At 66.0% G+C, this 21,279-nt stretch carries 21 protein-coding genes; all 21 read left to right on the top strand.

The window, feature by feature from the left end; all coding sequences use genetic code 11:
- Positions 1–1,322, top strand: a 1,322-nt coding sequence (locus tag ACR9ZJ_RS13395) for an aminodeoxychorismate synthase component I (RefSeq protein WP_481288026.1), incomplete at its 5' end; no start/stop codon positions are given.
- Entirely contained in the window at positions 1,319–2,155 is an 837-nt protein-coding gene (gene pabC, locus ACR9ZJ_RS13390; RefSeq protein ID WP_481288025.1) for an aminodeoxychorismate lyase, read from the top strand. The genes ACR9ZJ_RS13395 and pabC, both read left to right, overlap by 4 nt.
- Entirely contained in the window at positions 2,152–3,180 is a 1,029-nt protein-coding gene (gene mltG, locus ACR9ZJ_RS13385; protein ID WP_481288024.1) for an endolytic transglycosylase MltG, read from the top strand. The genes pabC and mltG overlap by 4 nt, the downstream gene beginning before the upstream one ends.
- Entirely contained in the window at positions 3,171–3,821 is a 651-nt protein-coding gene (tmk, locus tag ACR9ZJ_RS13380; protein WP_481288023.1) for a dTMP kinase, read from the top strand. The genes mltG and tmk overlap by 10 nt, the downstream gene beginning before the upstream one ends.
- The gene (gene holB, locus ACR9ZJ_RS13375) at positions 3,818–4,753 is read left to right on the top strand and encodes a DNA polymerase III subunit delta' (RefSeq protein ID WP_481280668.1); all 936 of its coding nucleotides are present in this window, start codon (positions 3,818–3,820) and stop codon (positions 4,751–4,753) included. The genes tmk and holB overlap by 4 nt, the downstream gene beginning before the upstream one ends.
- A gap of 63 nt (positions 4,754–4,816) precedes the next feature.
- Complete coding sequence (locus ACR9ZJ_RS13370; RefSeq protein WP_481288022.1) at positions 4,817–5,779, top strand: PIG-L deacetylase family protein; 963 nt, start codon at positions 4,817–4,819, stop codon at positions 5,777–5,779.
- Between the two features lie 34 nt (positions 5,780–5,813).
- Positions 5,814–6,173 (top strand): PilZ domain-containing protein, encoded by a 360-nt coding sequence (locus ACR9ZJ_RS13365; RefSeq protein WP_306847397.1) that lies wholly within the window; start codon positions 5,814–5,816, stop codon positions 6,171–6,173.
- Positions 6,174–6,426: 253 nt separating this feature from the next.
- A complete protein-coding gene (locus tag ACR9ZJ_RS13360; protein ID WP_306847396.1) occupies positions 6,427–6,783 on the top strand; it encodes an NADH-quinone oxidoreductase subunit A in 357 nt (118 codons plus the stop codon).
- Positions 6,774–7,328 (top strand): NuoB/complex I 20 kDa subunit family protein, encoded by a 555-nt coding sequence (locus tag ACR9ZJ_RS13355; RefSeq protein ID WP_072321341.1) that lies wholly within the window; start codon positions 6,774–6,776, stop codon positions 7,326–7,328. Before ACR9ZJ_RS13360 ends, ACR9ZJ_RS13355 begins: the two co-directional genes overlap by 10 nt.
- A gap of 13 nt (positions 7,329–7,341) precedes the next feature.
- Positions 7,342–8,070: an NADH-quinone oxidoreductase subunit C gene (locus ACR9ZJ_RS13350; RefSeq protein ID WP_481280666.1), complete on the top strand. Its 729-nt coding sequence runs from the start codon at positions 7,342–7,344 to the stop codon at positions 8,068–8,070.
- A gap of 27 nt (positions 8,071–8,097) precedes the next feature.
- A complete protein-coding gene (locus ACR9ZJ_RS13345) occupies positions 8,098–9,327 on the top strand; it encodes an NADH-quinone oxidoreductase subunit D (RefSeq protein ID WP_481282702.1) in 1,230 nt (409 codons plus the stop codon).
- 21 nt (positions 9,328–9,348) lie between these two features.
- On the top strand, positions 9,349–9,876 hold the full coding sequence (nuoE, locus tag ACR9ZJ_RS13340; RefSeq protein ID WP_306847394.1) for an NADH-quinone oxidoreductase subunit NuoE: 528 nt from the start codon (positions 9,349–9,351) through the stop codon (positions 9,874–9,876).
- Between the two features lie 10 nt (positions 9,877–9,886).
- Positions 9,887–11,230, top strand: a complete 1,344-nt coding sequence (nuoF, locus tag ACR9ZJ_RS13335) for an NADH-quinone oxidoreductase subunit NuoF (protein ID WP_481280665.1) — start codon at positions 9,887–9,889, stop codon at positions 11,228–11,230.
- A complete protein-coding gene (gene nuoG / locus ACR9ZJ_RS13330) occupies positions 11,227–13,539 on the top strand; it encodes an NADH-quinone oxidoreductase subunit NuoG (protein ID WP_481288021.1) in 2,313 nt (770 codons plus the stop codon). Before nuoF ends, nuoG begins: the two co-directional genes overlap by 4 nt.
- A gap of 3 nt (positions 13,540–13,542) precedes the next feature.
- Positions 13,543–14,565 (top strand): NADH-quinone oxidoreductase subunit NuoH, encoded by a 1,023-nt coding sequence (gene nuoH, locus ACR9ZJ_RS13325; protein WP_371022988.1) that lies wholly within the window; start codon positions 13,543–13,545, stop codon positions 14,563–14,565.
- A 5-nt stretch (positions 14,566–14,570) separates the two neighbouring features.
- A complete protein-coding gene (gene nuoI, locus ACR9ZJ_RS13320) occupies positions 14,571–15,062 on the top strand; it encodes an NADH-quinone oxidoreductase subunit NuoI (protein WP_306847390.1) in 492 nt (163 codons plus the stop codon).
- A 20-nt stretch (positions 15,063–15,082) separates the two neighbouring features.
- The gene (locus ACR9ZJ_RS13315) at positions 15,083–15,736 is read left to right on the top strand and encodes an NADH-quinone oxidoreductase subunit J (protein WP_481288020.1); all 654 of its coding nucleotides are present in this window, start codon (positions 15,083–15,085) and stop codon (positions 15,734–15,736) included.
- Positions 15,733–16,038: an NADH-quinone oxidoreductase subunit NuoK gene (gene nuoK, locus ACR9ZJ_RS13310; protein WP_036112219.1), complete on the top strand. Its 306-nt coding sequence runs from the start codon at positions 15,733–15,735 to the stop codon at positions 16,036–16,038. Before ACR9ZJ_RS13315 ends, nuoK begins: the two co-directional genes overlap by 4 nt.
- Positions 16,039–16,042: 4 nt before the next feature.
- Entirely contained in the window at positions 16,043–18,100 is a 2,058-nt protein-coding gene (gene nuoL, locus ACR9ZJ_RS13305) for an NADH-quinone oxidoreductase subunit L (protein WP_481280662.1), read from the top strand.
- A gap of 14 nt (positions 18,101–18,114) precedes the next feature.
- The gene (locus tag ACR9ZJ_RS13300; protein ID WP_481288019.1) at positions 18,115–19,626 is read left to right on the top strand and encodes an NADH-quinone oxidoreductase subunit M; all 1,512 of its coding nucleotides are present in this window, start codon (positions 18,115–18,117) and stop codon (positions 19,624–19,626) included.
- Positions 19,627–19,639: 13 nt separating this feature from the next.
- On the top strand, positions 19,640–21,100 hold the full coding sequence (nuoN, locus tag ACR9ZJ_RS13295) for an NADH-quinone oxidoreductase subunit NuoN (RefSeq protein WP_481280660.1): 1,461 nt from the start codon (positions 19,640–19,642) through the stop codon (positions 21,098–21,100).
- Positions 21,101–21,279 lie beyond the last annotated feature (179 nt).

Here is a 21,279-nt window from a genome sequence, read left to right as displayed (position 1 = left end):
CGGGCGGGCGCTATCTGCGCGCGCGGGCCGCGTCATATCCGGAGCGCTACGTCGCATTGCTGGCCAGTGCGGTCACCGGTACGCCGCAGTCGCGCTTCGACATCCTCTTCGCGGCGGGCGATGCGTCACTGACCTTGTCCGCCGACGGGGTTACCCGTGACGCGCAGGGTGCCATCGTGCCCGGCGATTTCCTCGATGCATTCGACGCTGCCTGCGCCGCGCAGCGCAAACCGCGCGTCGACGACGGGCTTCCGTTCCATGGCGGATGGGTGGTCTACCTCGGTTATGAACTGGCCGGCCAGATCGAGCCGAGCCTGCATCTCCCGCCCGCCCACGGCGCCGCTCCCGTCGCGTTCGCGCTACGCGTTCCCGCGGCTGTCATCGTCGACCACGTGGAGCAGCGCACGATCCTGCTTGCCGAAGAAGGAGCGGAAGACTGGCTGGATGTGCTCGCCGCCGACGTGGAAGGCACGCTTTCCGACGTGCCGCTGCCGGCGCCACGGAGCGTGGAGGAAGACGATCCCTCGCGGTTCCTCGACGGCGTGCATCGCGTGCACGAGCACCTGCGGGCAGGCGACGTCTTCCAGGTGAACCTTTCGCGCCGCTGGACGGCCACGTTCGCCGAACCACCGGCGCCGGCCCATTTGATGCAGGCGTTGCGACGAGCCAATCCCGCGCCGTTCGCCGGTCTCTTGCAGCAGCCGGGATGGGCCATCGTCAGTTCCTCGCCGGAGCGCCTGGTGGAATCGCGTGACGGCATCCTGCAGACGCGCCCCATCGCCGGTACGCGTCCGCGCCTGGCCGGTGACGACGATGCGCAGCGCATCCGCGAGCTCACCGCCCATCCGAAGGAGCGCGCCGAACACGTGATGCTGATCGATCTCGAACGCAACGACCTCGGGCGCGTCTGCGTGCCGGGCAGCGTGAAGGTCGATGAACTCATGGTGGTGGAAAGCTATGCGCACGTGCACCACATCGTGTCGAACGTGCGCGGCCGGGCACGCACGGGCGTGACGCCGGGACAGGTGATCGCCGCGACTTTTCCGGGCGGCACGATCACGGGATGTCCCAAGGTGCGTTGCATGGAGATCATCGGCGCGATCGAACAGGAGCCTCGCGGTGCGTACACCGGCGCGCTCGGTTATGTCGACGACAACGGCGACATGGACCTGAACATCCTGATCCGCACGCTGGCCGTCGAGGGCGCGCAGGTATCGTTGCGCGCCGGTGCGGGCATCGTCGTCGATTCGGTGCCGGAGAAGGAGCTCGACGAGACCCGGGCCAAGGCGCGCGGCCTGCTGCGCGTGTTCGGCGCGGCATGAGCACGCGCACTTCCGTCGATTTCATCGACGCCGACCGTGTTTCCGTCACCGATCGTGGCTTCACCTACGGCGATGGGCTGTTCGAAACGCTACGCATCGTGGGCGGGCGGATTCCCTTGTGGCCGCGCCACGAGGCGCGTCTTCGCCAGGGCTGCGCCCGGTTGCGCATACCGTTGCCGGACATGGATGCGGTCCTTGCCGAAGCGAGGCGGCTCTCCCGCGATCTCGCCGATGGTGTCGCCCGGATAACCCTTTCGCGCGGCGAAGGCCTGCGTGGCTACGCGCCACCCGCTTCGCCTCGCCCGACGCTCGTGGTGACGGTCGCGCCGCTTGCCTTGCAGGCGCCGGCCTATGACGATGGCATGATCGTTCGCTTGTGCGATACGCGCTTGGCGGCCCAGCCAGCGCTAGCCGGCATGAAGCACCTCAACCGGCTCGAACAGGTGCTGGCGCGCGCGGAGTGGGATGATCCTGCGATAGGCGAGGGGCTGATGCTCGACATGGAAGGCGACGTCGTCTGCGCGACGGCCGCCAACCTGTTCGCCGTCTTCGACGGCCGGCTGGTCACCCCGCCGATCGATTCCTGTGGCGTGGCGGGCGTGGCCCGCGCGGAAATCCTGGCCGTGCGCGACGTGGCGCAGGCACGGATGAACCCCGCTCGACTCGTCGAGGCCGACGAGGTCTTCCTCACCTCCGCCGTTCGCGGCATTCTCCCGATTCGGGTTTTCGCGACCCGTTCGTGGCAGCCCGGTCCCGTCACCCGCGCCTTGCAGGCGCATTGGCGCGACATCGGCCTGCCGTTGCCCACCGGTTCGAAGGAATCCGATCGATGAAATTGCGCGGCCTCGCCCTCTGGCGAGTCATTCTGCTGGCGGTGCTGATCGGCATCATCGCCACGGGTTCCTGGCTTTGGTTCGACTGGGCGCGCTTCGCCCGTACCCCGCTGGCGGTTCCCGCGGCCGGGCAGAGCATCGACGTGGCGCGCGGGGCGTCGTTCAAGGACATCGTGCGCGACCTGCGCAATCGCAAGGCCAGCCGGGCTTCGCCGCTGTACTGGCGATTGCTTGCGATGCAGATGCATGCGTCCGGCCGGCTGCATGCGGGCGAGTACGCCTTGCGACCCGGCATGACGCCGCGCGACCTCATCGGCGACATGGCCAGCGGCAAGGTGATGCAGCGCAACTTCACCATCGTCGACGGCTGGACCTTCGCCGACCTGCGCCGGGCGCTCGCCTCGGTGGGCACGCTCACCCACGACACCGCGAGCATGGACGATGCGGCCATCATGAAACTGCTGGGTGCCGAGGGTGACAATCCGGAAGGCCGTTTCCTCCCGGAGACCTACGCCTACGTCAAGGGCGATACGGATTCGAGCATCCTCAAGCGCGCGTACGCGGCGATGACGAAGACACTGGACGCGGCATGGCCGGGCCGGGCGCAGGGCCTGCCCCTGGCCTCGCCCTACGAGGCCCTGATCCTCGCCTCGATCGTCGAGAAGGAGACGGGCAGGGCGGACGAGCGCCCGCGCATCGCCGGCGTGTTCGTCCGCCGCCTGCAACAGCGCATCCTGCTGCAGACCGACCCGACCGTGATCTATGGGATGGGTGCCGGTTATGCGGGAAACATCCACAAGAGCGACCTCACCACCGACACCCCTTACAATACGTATACGCGGGTGGGGCTGCCGCCCACGCCGATCGCCCTGCCGGGGCGTGCGGCGATCCAGGCGGCGCTGCATCCCGCCGAGGGCAAGGAGTTGTACTTCGTCGCTCGCGGCGACGGCAGCCACGTCTTCTCGTCGACCCTCGAAGAACACAACCGGGCCGTGGCCTGTTACCAATTGAAGCGATGCCAGTGACCACTCCCATGCGCGGCCGGCTGATTACCCTCGAAGGTGGCGAAGGCGCCGGCAAGAGCACCTTGCTGCGCGGCCTCGAAGCGCACCTCCGCGAGCGCGGGGTCGACCTCGTGGTCACCCGCGAACCCGGCGGCACGGTCGTCGGCGAGGCGGTGCGCGGCGTGGTGCTGGATGCCGCCAACAACGAACTCTGTGCCGAATCCGAGCTGCTGCTCATGTTCGCGTCGCGCGCCCAACTGGTGCGCCAGGTGATCGATCCGGCACTGGCCGCGGGCCGCTGGGTGCTGTGCGACCGCTTCACGGATGCGAGCTACGCGTACCAGGGCGGTGGACGTGGCCAGCCGGTCGAGCGCATCGCCGAACTGGAACGCTGGGCCGCCCATGGCCTCAAGCCCGACGTGACCCTGCTGCTCGACCTGCCGGTAAGCACGGGCCGGGCGCGCGCCGCGGGCCGTGGCGATGCGGATCGGATCGAGGTGGAAGGCGACGCCTTCTTCGAACGCGTGCGTGAGGCGTATCGCGAGCGTGCATCCGCCGATCCGGCACGCTTCCGCGTGCTGGACGCCAGCGCGGCGCCCGGCGACGTGCTCGACCAGGCCATCGCCGGCGTCGCCGGACTCTTCGCGAAGGCCGCTTCGTGACGGCCCGTCCCTGGCTCGCCGATGCATGGGCGCGCTTGCAGGCGCGGCGCGAACGTGACGCCCTGCCGCACGCGTTGTTGCTTGCCGGTCCGGCCGGCCTGGGCAAGCGCGATTTCCTCGCCGCCTTCGTCAACGGGTTGCTCTGCCAGCACCCTGCCGCCGGCGTAGCCTGCGGCACCTGCCGCAGCTGCCAGCTGCTCGCGGCCGGTACCCATCCCGACCTCGTCACCCTGTCGTTCGGCCTGCGCAAGGACGGCGTCACCCGCAGCGAGATCGTGGTCGACCAGATCCGCGACCTGTCCCAGCGCCTGTCCATGGCGAGTCAGTTCGGCGGCTGGCAGGTCGTCACGATCGATCCCGCCGATGCGATGAACGCGGCGGCGGCCAATGCGTTGCTGAAGACGCTGGAAGAACCCACGCCCTCGACCTTGCTCGCCCTCGTGGCCGACGAACCGGCGCGCCTGCCGGCGACGATCCGCAGCCGCTGCCAGCGGATCGATTTCCTGGTGCCCTCGCGCGAGGCCGCCCTCGGCTGGCTGCGCGCCGAAGGCGTACAGGACGCCCCCGCCGCGCTGGAGGCGGCCGGTGGCAACCCAGGCATGGCCCGTGCCTGGGCCACCGATGGCGCCTTGAAACAGCGCGGCGAGGTCCGCCACGACCTCAAGGCGCTCGCCGCGGGGCGGGGCGATGCCATGGAGGTCGTCAAGCGCTGGCAGGCGGCCGATCCCTCGCGCTATCTCTGGTTCGCCGCCCAGGCGGCTACCGACGAACTGCGCGCACGCGCGTCCGGGAGGGCCACGCCGCTGGACAGCCAGCTCGATGACGAGGCGCTCGACGGGTGGTACGGCAAGGCCAACCGCGCGCGCGACGCCTTGCGCGGTCCGCTGCGGGCCGACCTCATCCTCATCGAATTACTCGCGGCGTGGCGTTGACGCGCTTTTATCGCGCGTTCGGTCCTAATCGGACCGACGTTTTCGAACCGTAAGGAGAGTCACGTGTCGCGCCATCCGGTCATCGACGGCAGCACCCGCCTCCTGGTGGTCGCTCCGCATCCCGACGACGAATCCCTGGCCGCCGGCATGCTGATCCAGCGTACGCTGGCCGCGGGTGGCCGCGCCGATGTGCTGTTGCTGACCGATGGCGACGACAACCCGTGGCCGCAGCGGTGGATCGAACGGCGCCTGGTCATCGATGCCAGCGGTCGCGCCCGCTGGGGCGCCCGGCGCCGGGGTGAGGTAGCCGCGGCGCTGGCCCGGCTCGGCGTCGGTCCCGACCACCTGCACGCGCTGGGCTGGCACGACATGCGGGTGACCGAGGAATTGCGGTCGCGTCATGCCGCGGCCGTCGGTGTCATTCGCCGCGTGGTGGAGCGGACGCGGCCCAGCCTGGTCGTCATTCCCGACCTGGGCGATACCCACCCCGATCATGGTTCGGCCCACGTGCTCGCACGCCTGGCCCTGGCGGCGGCGGGGTCGCGGGCCGATGTGCTCACCTACATGGTGCATGGCACGGAGCGGTCCGCGCCGGAAGACCTGCTGGTGCCGGATGTGGACCCGGAGCGGCAGGCGACCAAGATCGAGGCCGTGCTGGAACACGCTACCCAGATGGCCTTGAGCCGCAAACGGATGCTCGCCGTGGCCTCGCGCCCCGAACGGTTCGACCGGCCGCCGCCCGCGCCCGGCAGCGGCTTGCTACGCTTGCCGTGGCGTCCCGGTCCCCTGGCGCGTACCCGCTTGCGCCTGGTGCTGGCGGACGGGCAGGGCGTGGCGACATGGTCCTGGCGCAAGGCCCCGCTCGAACGGGCAGGTAACGGCTGGGTGTTGCCGTTGCGCGACGCCCCCGGGCCGGCCTTCCTCAAGCTCACCGCCGATCTTTCCACTCCCTGGATCTACGACCGCTACGGGTGGACGGGTCCCGATCCGGAGCCGTTCGGGCTTGTAGCCCGGCCCGCCGCCTAGCTAGGATGCCGCTCAGCCAAGGGGATTCCACGCCATGACCGCCACCAGCTCCTCGCCGCGACAGGGCATTCTTTCCCTGAAGATCAAGGACGTGAATTCCCTGTACATCTCGTACATGCCCTATCTGAAGACGGGCGGCCTGTTCGCGCCCACCGCCCAGCGCTACAGCCTGGGCGACGAAGTGGCCCTGCTGGTGACCCTCATCGACGAGAACGAGCGCCTGTCGGTCGCCGGCCGGGTCGTCTGGATCACGCCGGTGGGCGCGCAGGGCAACCGCACGGCCGGCGTGGGCATCCAGTTCAACGAATCGCCCGAAAGCGAGGCCGCGCGACAGCGCATCGAGGGACTGCTGGCCGGAACCCTTGCCTCCGAACGTCCTACCCAGACGATGTGACCCTGCGATTGCACCATCGCGATGCAGTTTTTCCCTCATTAAGGCTTGTCGGAATACCTGCACGCACTGGTACAATAGATCGGTTCCCCAACGTGAGATTGTGGATATCCGGAGTCGTTGGCGCGCCCGCCGCGCCGGCACGGGTCGGTCCGTTTGGATCGATTCGAAAAAAGCTCCGGCGACACTAGCCGGACCGCTCGTCCCCGTCGACGGTCACTGATGCGCCCAGCGAGGCGCGGAGGTACGCAGCATCGTGCTTGCCCAATATTGGCCCGTCCTGTTGTTCATCGCCGTCGCCATCGGCCTTGGCAGCGTCCTTCTGGTGGTCGGCATGCTCGCCGGGCCGCGCCGTCCGGAATCGGAGAAGCTGTCGCCGTACGAGTGCGGCTTCGAGGCCTTCGAGGATGCGCGCATGAAGTTCGACGTGCGCTATTACCTCATCGCCATCCTCTTCATCATTTTCGACCTCGAAATCGCCTTCCTGTTTCCGTGGGCGGTGGTGTTCGACAAGATCGGCGCCATCGCGCTGATCGAGATGGCGCTGTTCCTCGCGCTGCTCGTGGTCGGTTTCGCTTACGTCTGGAAGAAGGGAGCGCTCGAATGGGAGTGATGACCAGCATCGACCGGGTGATGCACAACCCGGAACCGCTGAACCTCGTCGACGACATCCTCCGTCCGAACGGCGACGCGCCGGTCGTGAATCGTGGTTTCGGCGTCACCAGCATCGACGCTCTGATGAACTGGGCGCGCACCGGCTCGATGTGGCCGATGACCTTCGGCCTGGCCTGCTGCGCCGTCGAGATGATGCACGCGGGTGCCGCGCGCCTCGACCTCGACCGTTACGGCGTCATCTTCCGTCCCAGCCCGCGCCAGTCCGACGTGATGATCGTCGCCGGCACGCTGGTCAACAAGATGGCCCCGGCGCTGCGCAAGGTCTACGACCAGATGCCCGACCCGAAGTGGGTCATCTCGATGGGCTCCTGCGCCAATGGCGGTGGTTACTACCACTATTCCTATTCGGTCGTGCGTGGCTGCGATCGCATCGTTCCGGTCGATATCTACGTGCCGGGTTGCCCGCCGACGGCCGAAGCGCTGATCCACGGCATCCTGCAGTTGCAGAAGAAGATCCGCCGCACCCACACGATCGCGCGTTAACAGGGCATCGCACATGAGCGTTACTAACGAGACCTCGCTGGTCGAACGGCTAGCCGCGCGCTTCGGCGACATGCTGGTGGTCAAGGTCGAGCGCAACGAGGTCACCGCCGAGGTGGCCCCGCGCGACCTCATTTCCGTCGCCACGGCGCTGCGCGACGAGGCCGGATTCCGTTTCACCACCGTCATCGACGTCTGCGGGATCGATTACCTCAGCTACGGCCAGACCGAATGGGATACCGACACCGCGCAGGGCGAGAGCTTCTCGCGCGGCGTGGAAGGACAGTCGGCCGGCCGCTTCACCTGGGCCGAACGTCCGCGTGCCGTCGAGTTGCCGCGCCGGTACGCCGCCGTCATCCACCTGCTGTCGATCGAACTCAACCAGCGCATCCGCCTGCGCGCGTTCTGCGAAGACGATGCCTTTCCCGTCGTGCCGTCGATCACGCCGGTGTGGCCGGGTGCGGACTGGTTCGAGCGCGAGGCGTTCGACCTGTTCGGCATCATCTTCGACGGTCACCCCGATCTTCGCCGCATCCTCACCGACTACGGTTTCGTGGGCCATCCGTTCCGCAAGGATTTCCCGCTGATCGGCAACGTCGAGGTCCGCTACGACCCCGAGCAGAAACGCGTCGTCTACGAACCGGTCTCGATCGAACCGCGCGTGCTGGTGCCGCGCACGATCCGCAACGACGCCGACCTCGATCAGGCCAGGGCGGAATCCGCCGATCACTGGCGGGAGAATTAAGCCGTGGAAGAAATTCGCAATTACACGATGAACTTCGGCCCGCAGCATCCCGCTGCGCACGGCGTGTTGCGCCTGGTGCTGGAGATGGACGGCGAGACGATCGTCCGTGCCGATCCGCACATCGGCCTGCTGCACCGTGGCACCGAGAAGCTGGCCGAATCCAAGCCGTTCAACCAGTCGATCGGCTACATGGATCGCCTCGACTACGTGTCGATGATGTGCAACGAGCACGCCTACGTGCGTGCCATCGAGAACCTGCTGGGTATCGAGGCGCCGGTCCGCGCGCAGTACATCCGCACGATGTTCGACGAGATCACGCGCATCCTGAACCACCTGATGTGGGTCGGTTCCAACGCGCTCGATCTCGGCGCCATGGCCGTGTTCCTCTACGCGTTCCGTGAACGCGAGGAACTGATGGACGTCTACGAGGCGGTGTCGGGCGCGCGCATGCACGCCACGTACTACCGTCCCGGTGGCGTCTACCGCGACCTGCCCGAACAGATGTCGAAGTACCGCGAGTCGCCCTGGCACAAGGGCAGCGACCTGAAGCGCCTGAACGCCTGGCGCGAAGGCTCGATGCTCGACTACCTCACCGAGTTCACCAACGACTTCCCGGCCCGCGTCGACGAATACGAGGCGCTGCTGACCAACAACCGCATCTGGAAGCAGCGCACGGTCGGCATCGGCGTCATTCCGCCCGAGAAGGCCCAGGCCTGGGGCATGACCGGTGCGATGCTGCGTGGCTCGGGTATCGCCTGGGACCTGCGCAAGAAGCAGCCGTATGCGGCCTACGCCGACATGGATTTCGACATCCCGGTGGGCGTCAACGGCGATTGCTACGACCGCTACCTGGTCCGCGTCGAGGAAATGCGCCAGTCGAACAACATCATCAAGCAGTGCGTGGCCTGGTTGAAGGCCAACCCGGGCCCGGTGATGACGCAGAACTACAAGGTCGCGCCGCCCAGTCGTGAAGAAATGAAAAGCGACATGGAAGCGCTCATCCACCACTTCAAGCTCTTCACCGAGGGCTATGGCGTGCCGGCGGGTGAGACCTATGCCGCGGTCGAGGCACCCAAGGGTGAATTTGGCTGCTACCTCGTGTCCGACGGTGCGAACAAGCCTTTCCGCGTGCACCTGCGCGCGCCGGGCTTCGCGCACCTGTCTTCCATGGACGCGATCGTGAGGGGCCACATGCTCGCCGACGTCGTCGCGATGATCGGCACCTACGATCTCGTCTTCGGCGAAGTCGACCGCTAAGTCGACGGAGTGAACTGAATCATGAAAGCCACCGGTCATTTCGAGCAGGTGAAGGACGTCGATCCTCTCGTCGTGCTCAACGATCACACCCGCGCCCATATCGATCATTGGGTGTCGAAGTTCCCGCCGGACCGCAAGCGTTCGGCGCTGATCCAGTCGCTGATGGGCGCGCAGGAACAGAACCAGGGTTACCTCACGGACGAACTGATCACCGCGGTCGCGAAGTACCTCGACCTGCCGGCGATCTGGGCCTACGAAGTGGCGAGCTTCTACTCGATGTTCGAGACCTCGCCCGTCGGCCGCAACAACGTCGCCATCTGCACCAACATCTCCTGCTGGTTGAACGGTGCCGAGGGCCTCGTTCGCCATTGCGAAAAGAAGCTCGGCATCAAGACCGGCGAGAGCACGGCCGACGGCCGTATCTATCTCAAGCAGGAAGAGGAATGCCTGGCCGCATGCGCCGGCGCCCCGATGATGGTCGTCAACGGTCACTACCACGAGAAGCTGACGACCGAATCGGTCGACGCCATTCTCGACGGTCTGAAGTGAGGTAAGGGCAATGGCTAGCAGCACTGGTCCGGTCGGACCCGCACCGCAGGAACACCAGGTCGTCTACACGACCCTGCATTTCGAAAAGCCCTGGGCCCTCGATAGCTACGAGAAGGTCGACGGTTACAAGGCGTGGCGCAAGATCCTGGCCGAGAAGCCCGATCCGGCCGCGCTGATCGAAGAGATCAAGAAGAGCGCGTTGCGCGGTCGCGGCGGCGCCGGCTTCCCCACGGGCCTGAAATGGTCGTTCATGCCGCGCACGGCACCGGGCCAGAAGTACATCCTGTGCAACTCGGACGAATCGGAGCCGGGCACCTGCAAGGACCGTGACATCCTGCGCTTCAACCCGCATGCCGTCATCGAAGGCCTGGCCATCGCCTGCTACTGCACGGGTTCCACCGTCGCCTACAACTACCTGCGTGGCGAATTCCATCACGAGCCGTTCGAGCACATCGAAGAGGCGCTGAAGGAAGCCTACGCGGCGGGCCTGCTCGGCAAGGACATCGCCGGCTCGGGCATCGACGTGGACATCTACAACGCCCTCGGCGCCGGTGCCTACATCTGCGGCGAAGAGACCGCGCTGATGGAATCGCTGGAAGGCAAGAAGGGCCAGCCGCGCTTCAAGCCGCCGTTCCCGGCCGGTTTCGGCCTGTACGGCCGTCCGACCACGATCAACAACACCGAGACCTACGCCTCGGTGCCGGCGATCCTGCGCAATGGCGCGGAGTGGTTCCTCAACATCGGCAAGCCGAACAACGGCGGTCCGAAGATCTTCTCGGTATCCGGCCACGTGGCCAACCCGGGCAACTTCGAGATCAGGCTCGGCACGCCGTTCTCCGAACTGCTGCAGATGGCCGGCGGTATCCGCGGCGGCAAGAAGCTCAAGGCGTGCATCCCCGGCGGTTCCTCGATGAAGGTGCTGCCGGCCGAGAAGATCATGGAATGCACCATGGACTACGACTCGCTGCAGAAGGCGGGGTCGGGCCTGGGTTCGGGTGCCGTGATCGTGATGGACGAGACCACCTGCATGGTCCGCGCCTGCCACCGCATCGCGCGCTTCTACAAGGCCGAATCGTGCGGCCAGTGCACGCCGTGCCGCGAAGGCACGGGCTGGATGTACCGCGTGCTGACGCGCATCGTCGAAGGCAAGGGTACGCAGGACGACCTGCATCGCCTGAAGGCCGTCGCCGGCCAGATCGAAGGGCACACCATCTGCGCCTTCGGCGAAGCCGCCGCGTGGCCGGTACAGGGTTTCCTGTATCACTTCTGGCACGAATTCGAATACTACGTGGAGCATGGCCGTTCGATCGTCGACGGTCCGGCTGACACGGTCACCACTGGAGTCGCTGCATGAGTGCGCAGCCCGTAGCCAATGCCGCGCCGGACCTCGTCAACATCGAGATCGACGGCGTTCCGGTGCAGGTAGCCAAGGGGTCGATGATCATCCAGGCGGCCGACGCCGTCGGTATCCCCATCCCGCGCTTCTGCTATCACCGCAAGCTCGCGATCGCCGCCAACTGCCGCATGTGCCTGGTGGAAATCGAGAAGATGCCGAAGCCGGCGCCGGCCTGCGCCACGCCGGTGGGCGAGGGCATGAAGGTCTTCACGCGTTCGGACAAGGCGCTCAAGTCGCAGCGCAACGTGATGGAGTTCCTGCTCATCAACCATCCGCTCGACTGCCCGATCTGCGACCAGGGCGGCGAGTGCGAACTGCAGGACGTCTCGCTCGGCTACGGCCGTTCGGTGTCGCGCTTCAACGAGCGCAAGCGCACCGTGGCCGACGAGAACCTCGGCCCGCTGATCGCCACCGAGATGACCCGCTGCATCCAGTGCACGCGCTGCGTCCGCTTCACCAGCGAGATCGCCGGCACGTACGAACTCGGCGGCATGAGCCGTGGCGAGAACCTGGAAATCGGCACCTATATCGGCAAGACGATCGAGAGCGAACTGTCGGGCAACATCATCGACGTCTGCCCGGTCGGCGCGCTGACCAACAAGCCGTTCCAGTTCCAGGCGCGCGCCTGGGAGCTGATCGCGCGCCCGTCCATCGGTTATCACGATGCGCTGGGCTCGAACCTGTGGATGCACACGCGCCGCGGTGAAGTGCTGCGCAACGTGCCGCGCGACAACGAGACGATCAACGAGTGCTGGCTCTCCGACCGTGACCGCTACAGCCACCAGGGCCTGTACGCCGCGGACCGCGTGAAGTCGCCCATGGTCAAGCGCAACGGCCAGTGGTCCGCCACGACGTGGGACGACGCGCTTTCCGTCGCCCGCGAATCGCTGAAGAGCGTCGCCGGTTCCGACCTCGGCGTGCTCGTGCACGGCGCCACCTCGAACGAGGAAGGCGAGCTGCTCGTCCGCCTCGCCCGTGGCCTGGGCAGTGCCCATGTCGACCATCGCCTGCGTCAGCTCGACTTCGCCGACAACGCCTTCGCCAAACCGTTCGCCTCGTCCATCGCCTCGTTCGAGAAGGTGAAGGCCGCGCTGCTCGTCGGTTCGGACCTGCGCCACGAAGTGCCGCTGCTCAATCACCGCATCCGCCAGGCGGTGAAGAAGGGCGCCAAGGTGTACGCCGTCAATCCGGCCCACTTCAACTTCAACTATCCGCTGGCCGGCGAGTCCGTCGCCGCGCCGCACGCGCTTGTGAACGAATTGCTGGTCCTGGCCAAGGCCGCCAGCGAAGGTGGCGCCGGCGTGCCGGAGGCGATCGCGCCGGCACTGAACGGCGTGGAAACCACCGACGCGCATCGCGACGCGTTCAAGGCGCTGTCCAGCGACGCCGTGGTGATCCTCGGCCATGCCGCCGCGACGCATCCGGAAGCTTCCTGGCTGCGCGCGATCGCCCGTTTCATCGCGCAGGCCGCGGGTGCCGCGTTCAACGAGATCCCGCTCGCCGCCAACGCGATCGGCCTGTCCTCGGTCGGCGTGCTGCCGACCGCCGGTGGTCTCGATGCGCGTGCGATGCTTGCCCAGCCGCGCAAGGGCTACGTGCTCTACAACGTCGAGCCGCCGCACGATTTCGCCGACGGTGCGCTCGCCTTGCAGGCGATGCATTCGGCGCAGACCGTGGTGGCCTTCGCTGCCTACGCCAGCGATGCGCTGAAGGATTCGGCGGACGTCATCCTGCCGATCGGCCTCACGCCGGAGATCGACGCGAGCCTGGTCAACGTGGAAGGCAACACCCAGACCATGCTCGCCGGTGCCAAGGCGCCGGGCGACGCCCGTCCGGGTTGGAAGGTGTTGCGCGCCCTCGGCGGCTTGCTCGGTCTGCCGGGCTTCGAGTTCGAGGACCTGGCCGGCCTTCGCGACGGACTCACGGAGCGTGCTTCGGAGGTCCGTCACCAGCTCGCGCCGCGCACCTCGGGCGTGACCTTCTCGCGCCTGGCCACGACGCCGATCTACCGCGTGGACGCCGTGCTGCGACGTGCGGGTGCCCTGAACGCGCATCCGCTGAACCGCCCGGCCGCCATCCGCATCAATGCGGACGACGCCGGCAAGCTGGGCCTCGTCGAGGGCGGCAATGCCCGCATCGGCGATACCGTGCTGCCGGTGGCGATCGATGCCGCGGTGCCCGCGGGCGCCGCCTGGATCGAAGCCGCGCATTCCGAAACCGCCATGCTGCCTCCGTACGGCGCGGCCATCACTTTGAGCAAGGCATAAACCATGGGTCAGCAACTCTGGGACCACCTGTTGATGCCCGTGCTGTTCATCGTGGCGATCGTCCTGCCGCTGATTATCGCGGTGGCGATGTTCGTCTACTGGGAACGCAAGGTCATCGGTTGGATGCACGTGCGCATGGGGCCGAACAAGGTCGGCCCCCTCGGCCTGCTGCAGGCCTTCGCGGACGTGGTCAAGCTACTCATCAAGGAAGTGATCCTTCCGACCAACGCGAACAAGTTCCTCTACTACCTGGCACCGATGCTGGCCCTGGTGCCCGCGCTGGCGGCCTGGGCGGTGGTGCCGTTCGGCCCGGAGACCGTGCTCGCCAACGTCAACGCCGGCGTGCTGTACCTGCTCGCGATGACCTCGATGGGCGTGTACGGCATCATCCTCGCCGGCTGGTCGTCGAACTCGCGCTACGCGATGCTCGGCGCCATGCGCGCGGCGGCTCAGGTCATCTCGTACGAACTGGCGATGGGCATGTCCATCGTCTGCGTGCTGGTGCTGACCGGCAGCCTCAACCTCACGGCGATCGTCAACGGGCAGTCGGGCAACTTCTTCGACTGGTACTGGCTGCCGCTGCTGCCGGTGTTCGTCATCTACTTCGTCTCGGGCGTGGCCGAAACCAACCGCGCGCCGTTCGACGTCGCGGAAGGCGAATCGGAAATCGTCGCGGGCTTCCACGTCGAGTACTCCGGTTCCGCGTTCGCCATCTTCTTCCTGGCCGAATACGCCAACATGATCCTGGTGAGCTTCCTCACCTCGATCCTGTTCATGGGCGGCTGGCTGTCGCCGTTCCCCGAGTCGTGGGGCGTGGTCGGCCACGGCGGCTTCCACTGGCTGTTCATCAAGGCCTTCATCTTCGCCTTCCTGTTCCTGTGGTTCCGCGCCAGCTTCCCGCGCTATCGCTATGACCAGATCATGCGCCTCGGCTGGAAGGTCTTCATCCCCATCACCATCGTCTGGGTCCTTGTCGCCGGCTGCATGAAGTATTTCGGCTGGGTCCACATCGGCACGGGAGCCTGAAAGCCATGACCCGCGTTACCCACTATTTCAAGAGCCTGCTGCTCATCGAACTGTTCCAGGGCATGGCGCTGACCATGCGCTACATGTTCAAGCCGAAGTACACGATGCGCTATCCGATGGAGCACATCCCCAAGTCGAACCGCTTCCGCGGCCTGCACGCCTTGCGCCGTTACGCCAACGGTGAAGAGCGCTGCATCGCGTGCAAGCTGTGCGAGGCGGTGTGCCCGGCGCTGGCGATCACGATCGATTCGGCCCCGCGCGCGGAAGACGGCCAGCGCCGCACCACGCGCTACGACATCGACCTGTTCAAGTGCATCTTCTGCGGTTTCTGCGAAGAGAGCTGCCCGGTGGATTCGATCGTCGAGACGCACGTGCACGAGTACCACTTCGAGCATCGTGGCGAGAACGTGGTGACCAAGGGCCAGCTGCTGGCCATCGGTGACCGTTTCGAGCAGGACATCGCTGCCGCCCGCGCTCAGGACGCGGCTTACCGCTGAGCGCCGAAGAGACCTATGCGATGAATAACGATCTGCTCCAACTCATCTGTTTCTACCTCTTCGGTGCCGTGTCCGTCGTCGGCGCACTGATGGTCATCAGCGTGAAAAACTCGGTTCACGCCGTGCTCTCGCTGGTGCTGACCTTCTTCAGCATGGCCTGCGTCTGGCTGCTGGCCGAAGCGGAATTCCTCGCTATCGCCCTCGTCGTGGTCTACGTCGGCGCGGTGATGGTGCTGTTCCTCTTCGTCGTCATGATGCTCGACATCAAGCAGGAGCAGGTCCGCGAGGGCTTCATCCGCTACCTGCCGGTGGGCATCGTCGTGGCCCTGGTCATGCTGGTCGAAATGCTGGCGATGATCGGCGTCAAGGCCATGCACGCCCATACGCTGGGTCCCAACCCGGCCGGTGAGTCGAACGTCGCGTGGCTGGGCCAGGCCCTGTACACCGAGTTCCTGCTGCCGTTCGAGATCGCCGCGCTGATCCTCACCGTGGGTATCGTCGCCGCCGTGGCCCTGACCTTGCGCCAGCGTGCCGGTGTACGCCATCAGTCCGCCGCGCAGCAGGTTGCCGTCAACGCCGTCGACCGCGTCCGCGTGGTCAAGGTGGCCAGCGAGCAGATGGCTTCCGTCAGCCCGGCCCCGGTCGTCGTGCCGCCGCAGGAGAACATTCCGTGATCACGCTTTCCCATTACATCGTCCTCGGCGCGATCCTCTTCTGTATCGCCGTCGCCGGCTTGTTCATCAACCGCAAGAACGTGATCGTGCTGCTCATGGCGATCGAGTTGATGCTCCTGGCGGTGAACACCAACTTCGTGGCCTTCTCGCGCTTCTTCGGCGACGTGGGCGGCCAGGTGTTCGTGTTCTTCATCCTCACCGTGGCCGCGGCGGAATCCGCCATCGGCCTGGCGATCCTGGTCCTGCTGTTCCGTAACCGCAGCACGATCAATGTCGCCGAAATCGACAGCATGAAGGGTTGATCCGATGAGTCTCTCGCTTTCAATCCTGCTGACGATCGCCCTCGCGCCGCTGGTGGGTTCGATCCTGGCCGGCCTGTTCGGCAAGGTGATCGGCCGGGCAGGGGCGCATACCGCCACGCTGCTCGGCGTGGCGATCGCCTGCGGCCTGTCGTTCCATGTGCTGTACCAGCTGGTCTGGGGCGGCGCGCAGAACTTCAACCAGGACATCTACACCTGGTTCCAGATCGGCCAGTACCACGCCTCCGTGGGCTTCATGGTCGACCGTCTCACCGCCATGATGATGGTGGTCGTGACCTTCGTCTCGCTGCTGGTGCACCTGTACACCATCGGCTACATGGCGGACGACCCGGGCTACCAGCGCTTCTTCAGCTACATCTCCCTGTTCACCTTCTCGATGTTGATGCTCGTCATGAGCAACAACTTCATGCAGCTGTTCTTCGGCTGGGAAGCGGTGGGCCTGGTTTCGTACCTGCTGATCGGCTTCTGGTACAAGCGCCCGACGGCGATCTTCGCCAACCTCAAGGCCTTCCTGGTCAACCGCGTGGGCGACTTCGGTTTCCTGCTCGGCATCTCGGCGATCCTGTACTTCATGGGCACGCTGGACTACCAGACGGCCTTCGACCACGCTCCGGAACTGGTCGGCAAGACCCTGCAGATCACGCAGAACCATGCGTGGGACGCCGCGACCGTGATCGGCATCCTGTTGTTCATCGGCGCGATGGGCAAGTCCGCCCAGGTGCCGCTGCACGTGTGGCTGCCGGATTCGATGGAAGGCCCCACGCCGATCTCGGCGCTGATCCACGCGGCCACGATGGTGACCGCGGGTATCTTCATGGTCGCCCGCATGTCGCCGCTGTTCGAGCTGACCGACGCCGCGTTGTCGTTCATCCTGGTGATCGGCTCGACCACGGCGCTGTTCACCGGCCTGATCGGCATCGTGCAGAACGACATCAAGCGCGTGATCGCGTACTCGACGCTCTCGCAGCTGGGCTACATGACCGTCGCGCTGGGCGTGTCCGCGTATAGCGGCGCCGTGTTCCACCTGATGACCCACGCTTTCTTCAAGGCGCTGCTGTTCCTCGGTGCGGGCTCGGTCATCATCGGCATGCACCACGAGCAGGACATGCGCTACATGGGTGGCCTGCGCAAGTACATGCCGGTCACCTGGATCACGATGTGGATCGGTTCGCTGGCCCTCGCCGGTACGCCGTTCTTCTCGGGCTTCTACTCGAAGGACGCCATCATCGAGGCCGTGGGCGAGTCGCATCGCTGGGGCGCGGGCTACGCGTACTTCTGCGTGCTCGCCGGCGTGTTCGTCACCTCGCTGTACAGCTTCCGCCTGCTCTACATGACCTTCCACGGCAAGGAGCGCTTCACGGTGGCGCATGGTCACGCCCATCACGATGCGCACGCCTCGCACGACGACGCGCATGGCGATACGCACAAGGAAGACCCGCACCACGAACCGGGCATCCTGGAACACGCGCCGCACGAGTCGCCGTGGGTCGTCACCGTGCCGCTGGTGCTGCTGGCCATCCCCTCGATCCTGATCGGCTTCTTCACCGTCGGCCCGATGCTGTTCGGCGACTGGTTCGGCAAGGCCATCCACGTGAACGAGGCGAACAATGTCCTCGGCGAACTCGCGCATGAATTCCATGGCGCGCTGAACATGGCGATCCACGGCTTCACCGCCGCGCCGTTCTGGCTGGCCTTCGCGGGCTTCGCCGTCGCCACGTACGTCTACCTGTTCAACCCGTCCGTCGCCGACAAGGCGAAGAGCGCGCTGAAGCCGGTGTACGAGCTGCTCAACCACAAGTACTGGATCGATGAACTCTACTTCGCGGTGTTCGCGAAGGGTGGCGTGAAGCTGGGTGAAGGCCTGTCGAAGGTGGGCGACGCCGCCATCATCGACGGTGCCATCGTGAACGGCTCGGCCGGCCTCGTGCAGCGCATCGCCAGCGGCACCCGCCGCCTGCAATCCGGATTCCTCTTCCACTACGCGTTCGCCATGATCCTCGGTCTTATCCTGCTCCTCGGCGGGTACTGGCTGATCGGGCAATAAGGGAAACGAGCTCTATGTCGAATCACTTGCTCAGCCTGTTGATCTGGCTCCCGGTCGTCGGCGCCATCCCGGTGCTGCTGGCCGGCGCCGGTCGCCCAGGCCTCGCCCGCTGGATCTCGCTGCTGGTCGCGGTTGCCACCTTCGCCGCCAGCCTGGCCCTCCTGCCTGCCTACGACGCCTCCACGGGTACCCTCCAGCTCGGCGAATCGATGAGCTGGATCCCGTCGCTGGGCATCAACTACTCGCTGGCGGTCGACGGCATCTCCGTCGCCCTGATCATCCTCACCACCTTCGTCCAGATCCTCGTGATCGTGGGTGCGTGGGAGATCATCCAGAACAAGCCGCACCAGTACATGGCGGCGATGCTGATCCTCGAAGGCATGATGATCGGCGTGTTCTGCGCCACGGACGCGTTGCTGTTCTACGTGTTCTTCGAGGCCATGCTGATCCCGATGTTCGTCCTCATCGGTATCTGGGGTGGTCCGCGCCGCGTCTACGCCACGCTGAAGTTCTTCATCTACACGTTCTTCGGCTCGATCTTCATGTTGATCGGCCTGATCTACCTGTACCACAAGACCAGTGGCAGCTTCGCCATCGCCGACATGGCCAACGTCCACCTGACGATGACCGAGCAGAGCTGGCTGTTCTTCGCCTTCCTGCTGGGCTTCGCGATCAAGGTGCCGATGGTGCCGGTGCATACCTGGCTGCCGGATGCCCACGTGGAAGCGCCCACCGGCGGTTCGGTGGTGCTGGCGGCGGTGATGCTGAAGATCGGTGGCTACGGTTTCCTCCGTTTCAGCCTGCCGATCACGCCCGACGCCTCGCATCACTTCGCCTGGCTGGTCATCGTGCTCAGCCTCATCGCGGTCTGCTATATCGGCTACGTGGCGCTGGTCCAGCAGGACATGAAGAAGCTGGTGGCGTACTCGTCCATCGCGCACATGGGCTTCGTCACCCTGGGCATCTTCATCGCCTTCCTGCTGGTTCGCGAGACGAACAATCCTGAAGCCGCGCGCCTGGGCATGCAGGGTGCGATGGTGCAGATGATCTCGCACGGCTTCATCTCCGGCGCGATGTTCAGCTGCATCGGCGTGCTCTACGACCGCATGCACACGCGCCAGATCAAGGACTACGGCGGCGTCATCAACGTGATGCCGATCTTCGCCCCGTTCTACGTGTTGTTCGCCATGGCCAACAGCGGCCTGCCGGGAACCAGTGGTTTCGTCGGCGAGTTCATGGTCATCCTGGCCTCGTTCAGCGCCAACCCGTGGATCGCGCTGTTCGCCGCGTTCACCCTGATCATCGGCGCCGCGTACACGCTGTGGATGGTCAAGCGCGTGCTCTGGGGCGATGTCACGAACAAGCACGTCGCGGAACTGACGGACGTCAACGGTCGCGAGATCTTCATGCTGAGCGCGTTCGCCGCCGGTGTGCTGATCCTCGGCATCTGGCCTGAGCCGCTGGTCCACCTGATGGATGCCTCGGTCGCTCGTATCGTCGAGCAACTGGCCATCACCAAAGTCTGAGCGGGAACTATCCATGCCGAGTATCAACGACATCCTGATCCTGCTTCCCGAGGTCTACCTCGTGGTCGCGGCTTGCGTGCTGCTCCTTCTGGACGCGTACCTCAAGCCGGGCCAGAAGGGCGCGGTCCATTGGCTTTCCATCCTGGTCCTGCTGATCGGCGCCTATCTCGTCGTCAGCGGCCAGCCCGCGGCGCCGGTCACGGCTTTCAGCGGCATGTTCGTCCGCGACGGCGTGGCCGAGGTCCTCAAGCTCTTCTCGCTGCTGATCACCGCGGTGATCTTCGTCTACGCCCGTCCTTATCTGAAGGAAAGGGCGATTCCGTTCGGCGAGTTCTACACGCTGACGATCTTCGCCACCGTCGGCATCATGTTCCTGGTGTCCGCCGGTAGCCTGGTCACGGTCTATCTCGGCCTCGAACTGCTGACGCTGTCGTCGTACGCGCTGGTGGCGTTGAACCGCGATTCGCAGCTTTCCTCGGAAGCGGCGATCAAGTACTTCGTCCTGGGCGCACTGGCCTCGGGCATGCTGCTGTATGGCATGTCGATGGTCTATGGCGCCACGCACAGCCTCGACCTGCACACGATCCACGCGGCCATCGTCGGCACGGAGTGGAAGACCCTGCTGCTGTTCGGCCTGGTCTTCATGATCGTGGGCATCGGCTTCAAGCTCGGCGCCGCGCCGTTCCACATGTGGATCCCGGACGTGTACCAGGGCTCGCCGACGGCGGTGACCGTGTTCATCGGTTCCGCGCAGAAGCTGGCCGCGTTCGGCATGGCGTATCGCCTGCTGTCCACCGGCATGGGCGATGCCGCCGGTGGCGCGACCGGCCTGGCCTCGCAGTGGCAGCTGATGCTCGCCGTGCTGGCGGTGCTTTCGCTGGCGATCGGCAACCTCGTCGCCATCGTGCAGACCAACCTCAAGCGCCTGCTGGCTTACTCGACCATCTCGCACATGGGCTACCTGCTGCTCGGCCTGGTGAATGCCGGTCCGGAGGGTTATTCGGCCTCGATGTTCTATGCGGTGAGCTACGCGCTGACCAGCGCCGCGGCCTTCGGTATGATCCTCGTGCTGTCGCGCTCGGGCTTCGAGTGCGAAGAGATCGACGACCTGCGCGGCCTCAACCAGCGCTCGCCGTGGTTCGCCTTCCTGATGCTGCTGGTGATGTTCTCGCTGGCCGGCGTGCCGCCGTTGTTCGGCTTCTTCGGCAAGCTGCTGGTGCTGAAGGCGGCCGTCGACGCGGGCATGCTCTGGCTCGCCCTGGTCGGCGCGGTCTTCGCGATCATCGGCCTGTACTACTACCTGCGCGTGGTGAAGGTCATGTATTTCGACCAGCCGGTCGAAGGCACCGATGTCCGCGCCACGGCCGACGCGCCGGCCCGCTGGGTCCTGTCGATCAACGCGCTCGCGCTGCTGGTCCTCGGCTTCACCTGGGCACCGCTGCTGGCGTGGTGCCAGCGGGCCTTCGCAGGCTGATCCGCAGGGCAGGGAACGATCGAAGGGCGCCGGCGATCCGGCGCCCTTTTTGTTTGTGGGAGCCGGATCATGGGGGCTGCCTTGCAGGCTGTTGTGGGGGGCGCCCCCGTGGACCCACGGGCGGGGGGCGTCACAAGACCCCGAGCCCGCCCGGGCGCCCCCACGACGGCGCCGCCCAC

It is taken from the genome of Luteibacter sp. KNZ12-1A, assembly GCF_056755675.1.
Note: the sequence above shows the minus strand (reverse complement) of the source record. Positions and strands in the feature narration are given on the sequence as shown.

Excerpts from the sequence above, each read along its gene's own strand:
- pabC (WP_481288025.1), top strand. The coding sequence starts at position 1,319 with ATGAGCACGCGCACTTCCGTCGATTTCATCGACGCCGACCGTGTTTCC.
- mltG (WP_481288024.1), top strand. The coding sequence starts at position 2,152 with ATGAAATTGCGCGGCCTCGCCCTCTGGCGAGTCATTCTGCTGGCGGTG.
- tmk (WP_481288023.1), top strand. The coding sequence starts at position 3,171 with ATGCCAGTGACCACTCCCATGCGCGGCCGGCTGATTACCCTCGAAGGT.
- ACR9ZJ_RS13365 (WP_306847397.1), top strand. The coding sequence starts at position 5,814 with ATGACCGCCACCAGCTCCTCGCCGCGACAGGGCATTCTTTCCCTGAAG.
- ACR9ZJ_RS13355 (WP_072321341.1), top strand. The coding sequence starts at position 6,774 with ATGGGAGTGATGACCAGCATCGACCGGGTGATGCACAACCCGGAACCG.
- ACR9ZJ_RS13350 (WP_481280666.1), top strand. The coding sequence starts at position 7,342 with ATGAGCGTTACTAACGAGACCTCGCTGGTCGAACGGCTAGCCGCGCGC.
- ACR9ZJ_RS13345 (WP_481282702.1), top strand. The coding sequence starts at position 8,098 with ATGAACTTCGGCCCGCAGCATCCCGCTGCGCACGGCGTGTTGCGCCTG.
- nuoE (WP_306847394.1), top strand. The coding sequence starts at position 9,349 with ATGAAAGCCACCGGTCATTTCGAGCAGGTGAAGGACGTCGATCCTCTC.
- nuoF (WP_481280665.1), top strand. The coding sequence starts at position 9,887 with ATGGCTAGCAGCACTGGTCCGGTCGGACCCGCACCGCAGGAACACCAG.
- nuoG (WP_481288021.1), top strand. The coding sequence starts at position 11,227 with ATGAGTGCGCAGCCCGTAGCCAATGCCGCGCCGGACCTCGTCAACATC.
- nuoH (WP_371022988.1), top strand. The coding sequence starts at position 13,543 with ATGGGTCAGCAACTCTGGGACCACCTGTTGATGCCCGTGCTGTTCATC.
- nuoI (WP_306847390.1), top strand. The coding sequence starts at position 14,571 with ATGACCCGCGTTACCCACTATTTCAAGAGCCTGCTGCTCATCGAACTG.
- ACR9ZJ_RS13315 (WP_481288020.1), top strand. The coding sequence starts at position 15,083 with ATGAATAACGATCTGCTCCAACTCATCTGTTTCTACCTCTTCGGTGCC.
- nuoL (WP_481280662.1), top strand. The coding sequence starts at position 16,043 with ATGAGTCTCTCGCTTTCAATCCTGCTGACGATCGCCCTCGCGCCGCTG.
- ACR9ZJ_RS13300 (WP_481288019.1), top strand. The coding sequence starts at position 18,115 with ATGTCGAATCACTTGCTCAGCCTGTTGATCTGGCTCCCGGTCGTCGGC.
- nuoN (WP_481280660.1), top strand. The coding sequence starts at position 19,640 with ATGCCGAGTATCAACGACATCCTGATCCTGCTTCCCGAGGTCTACCTC.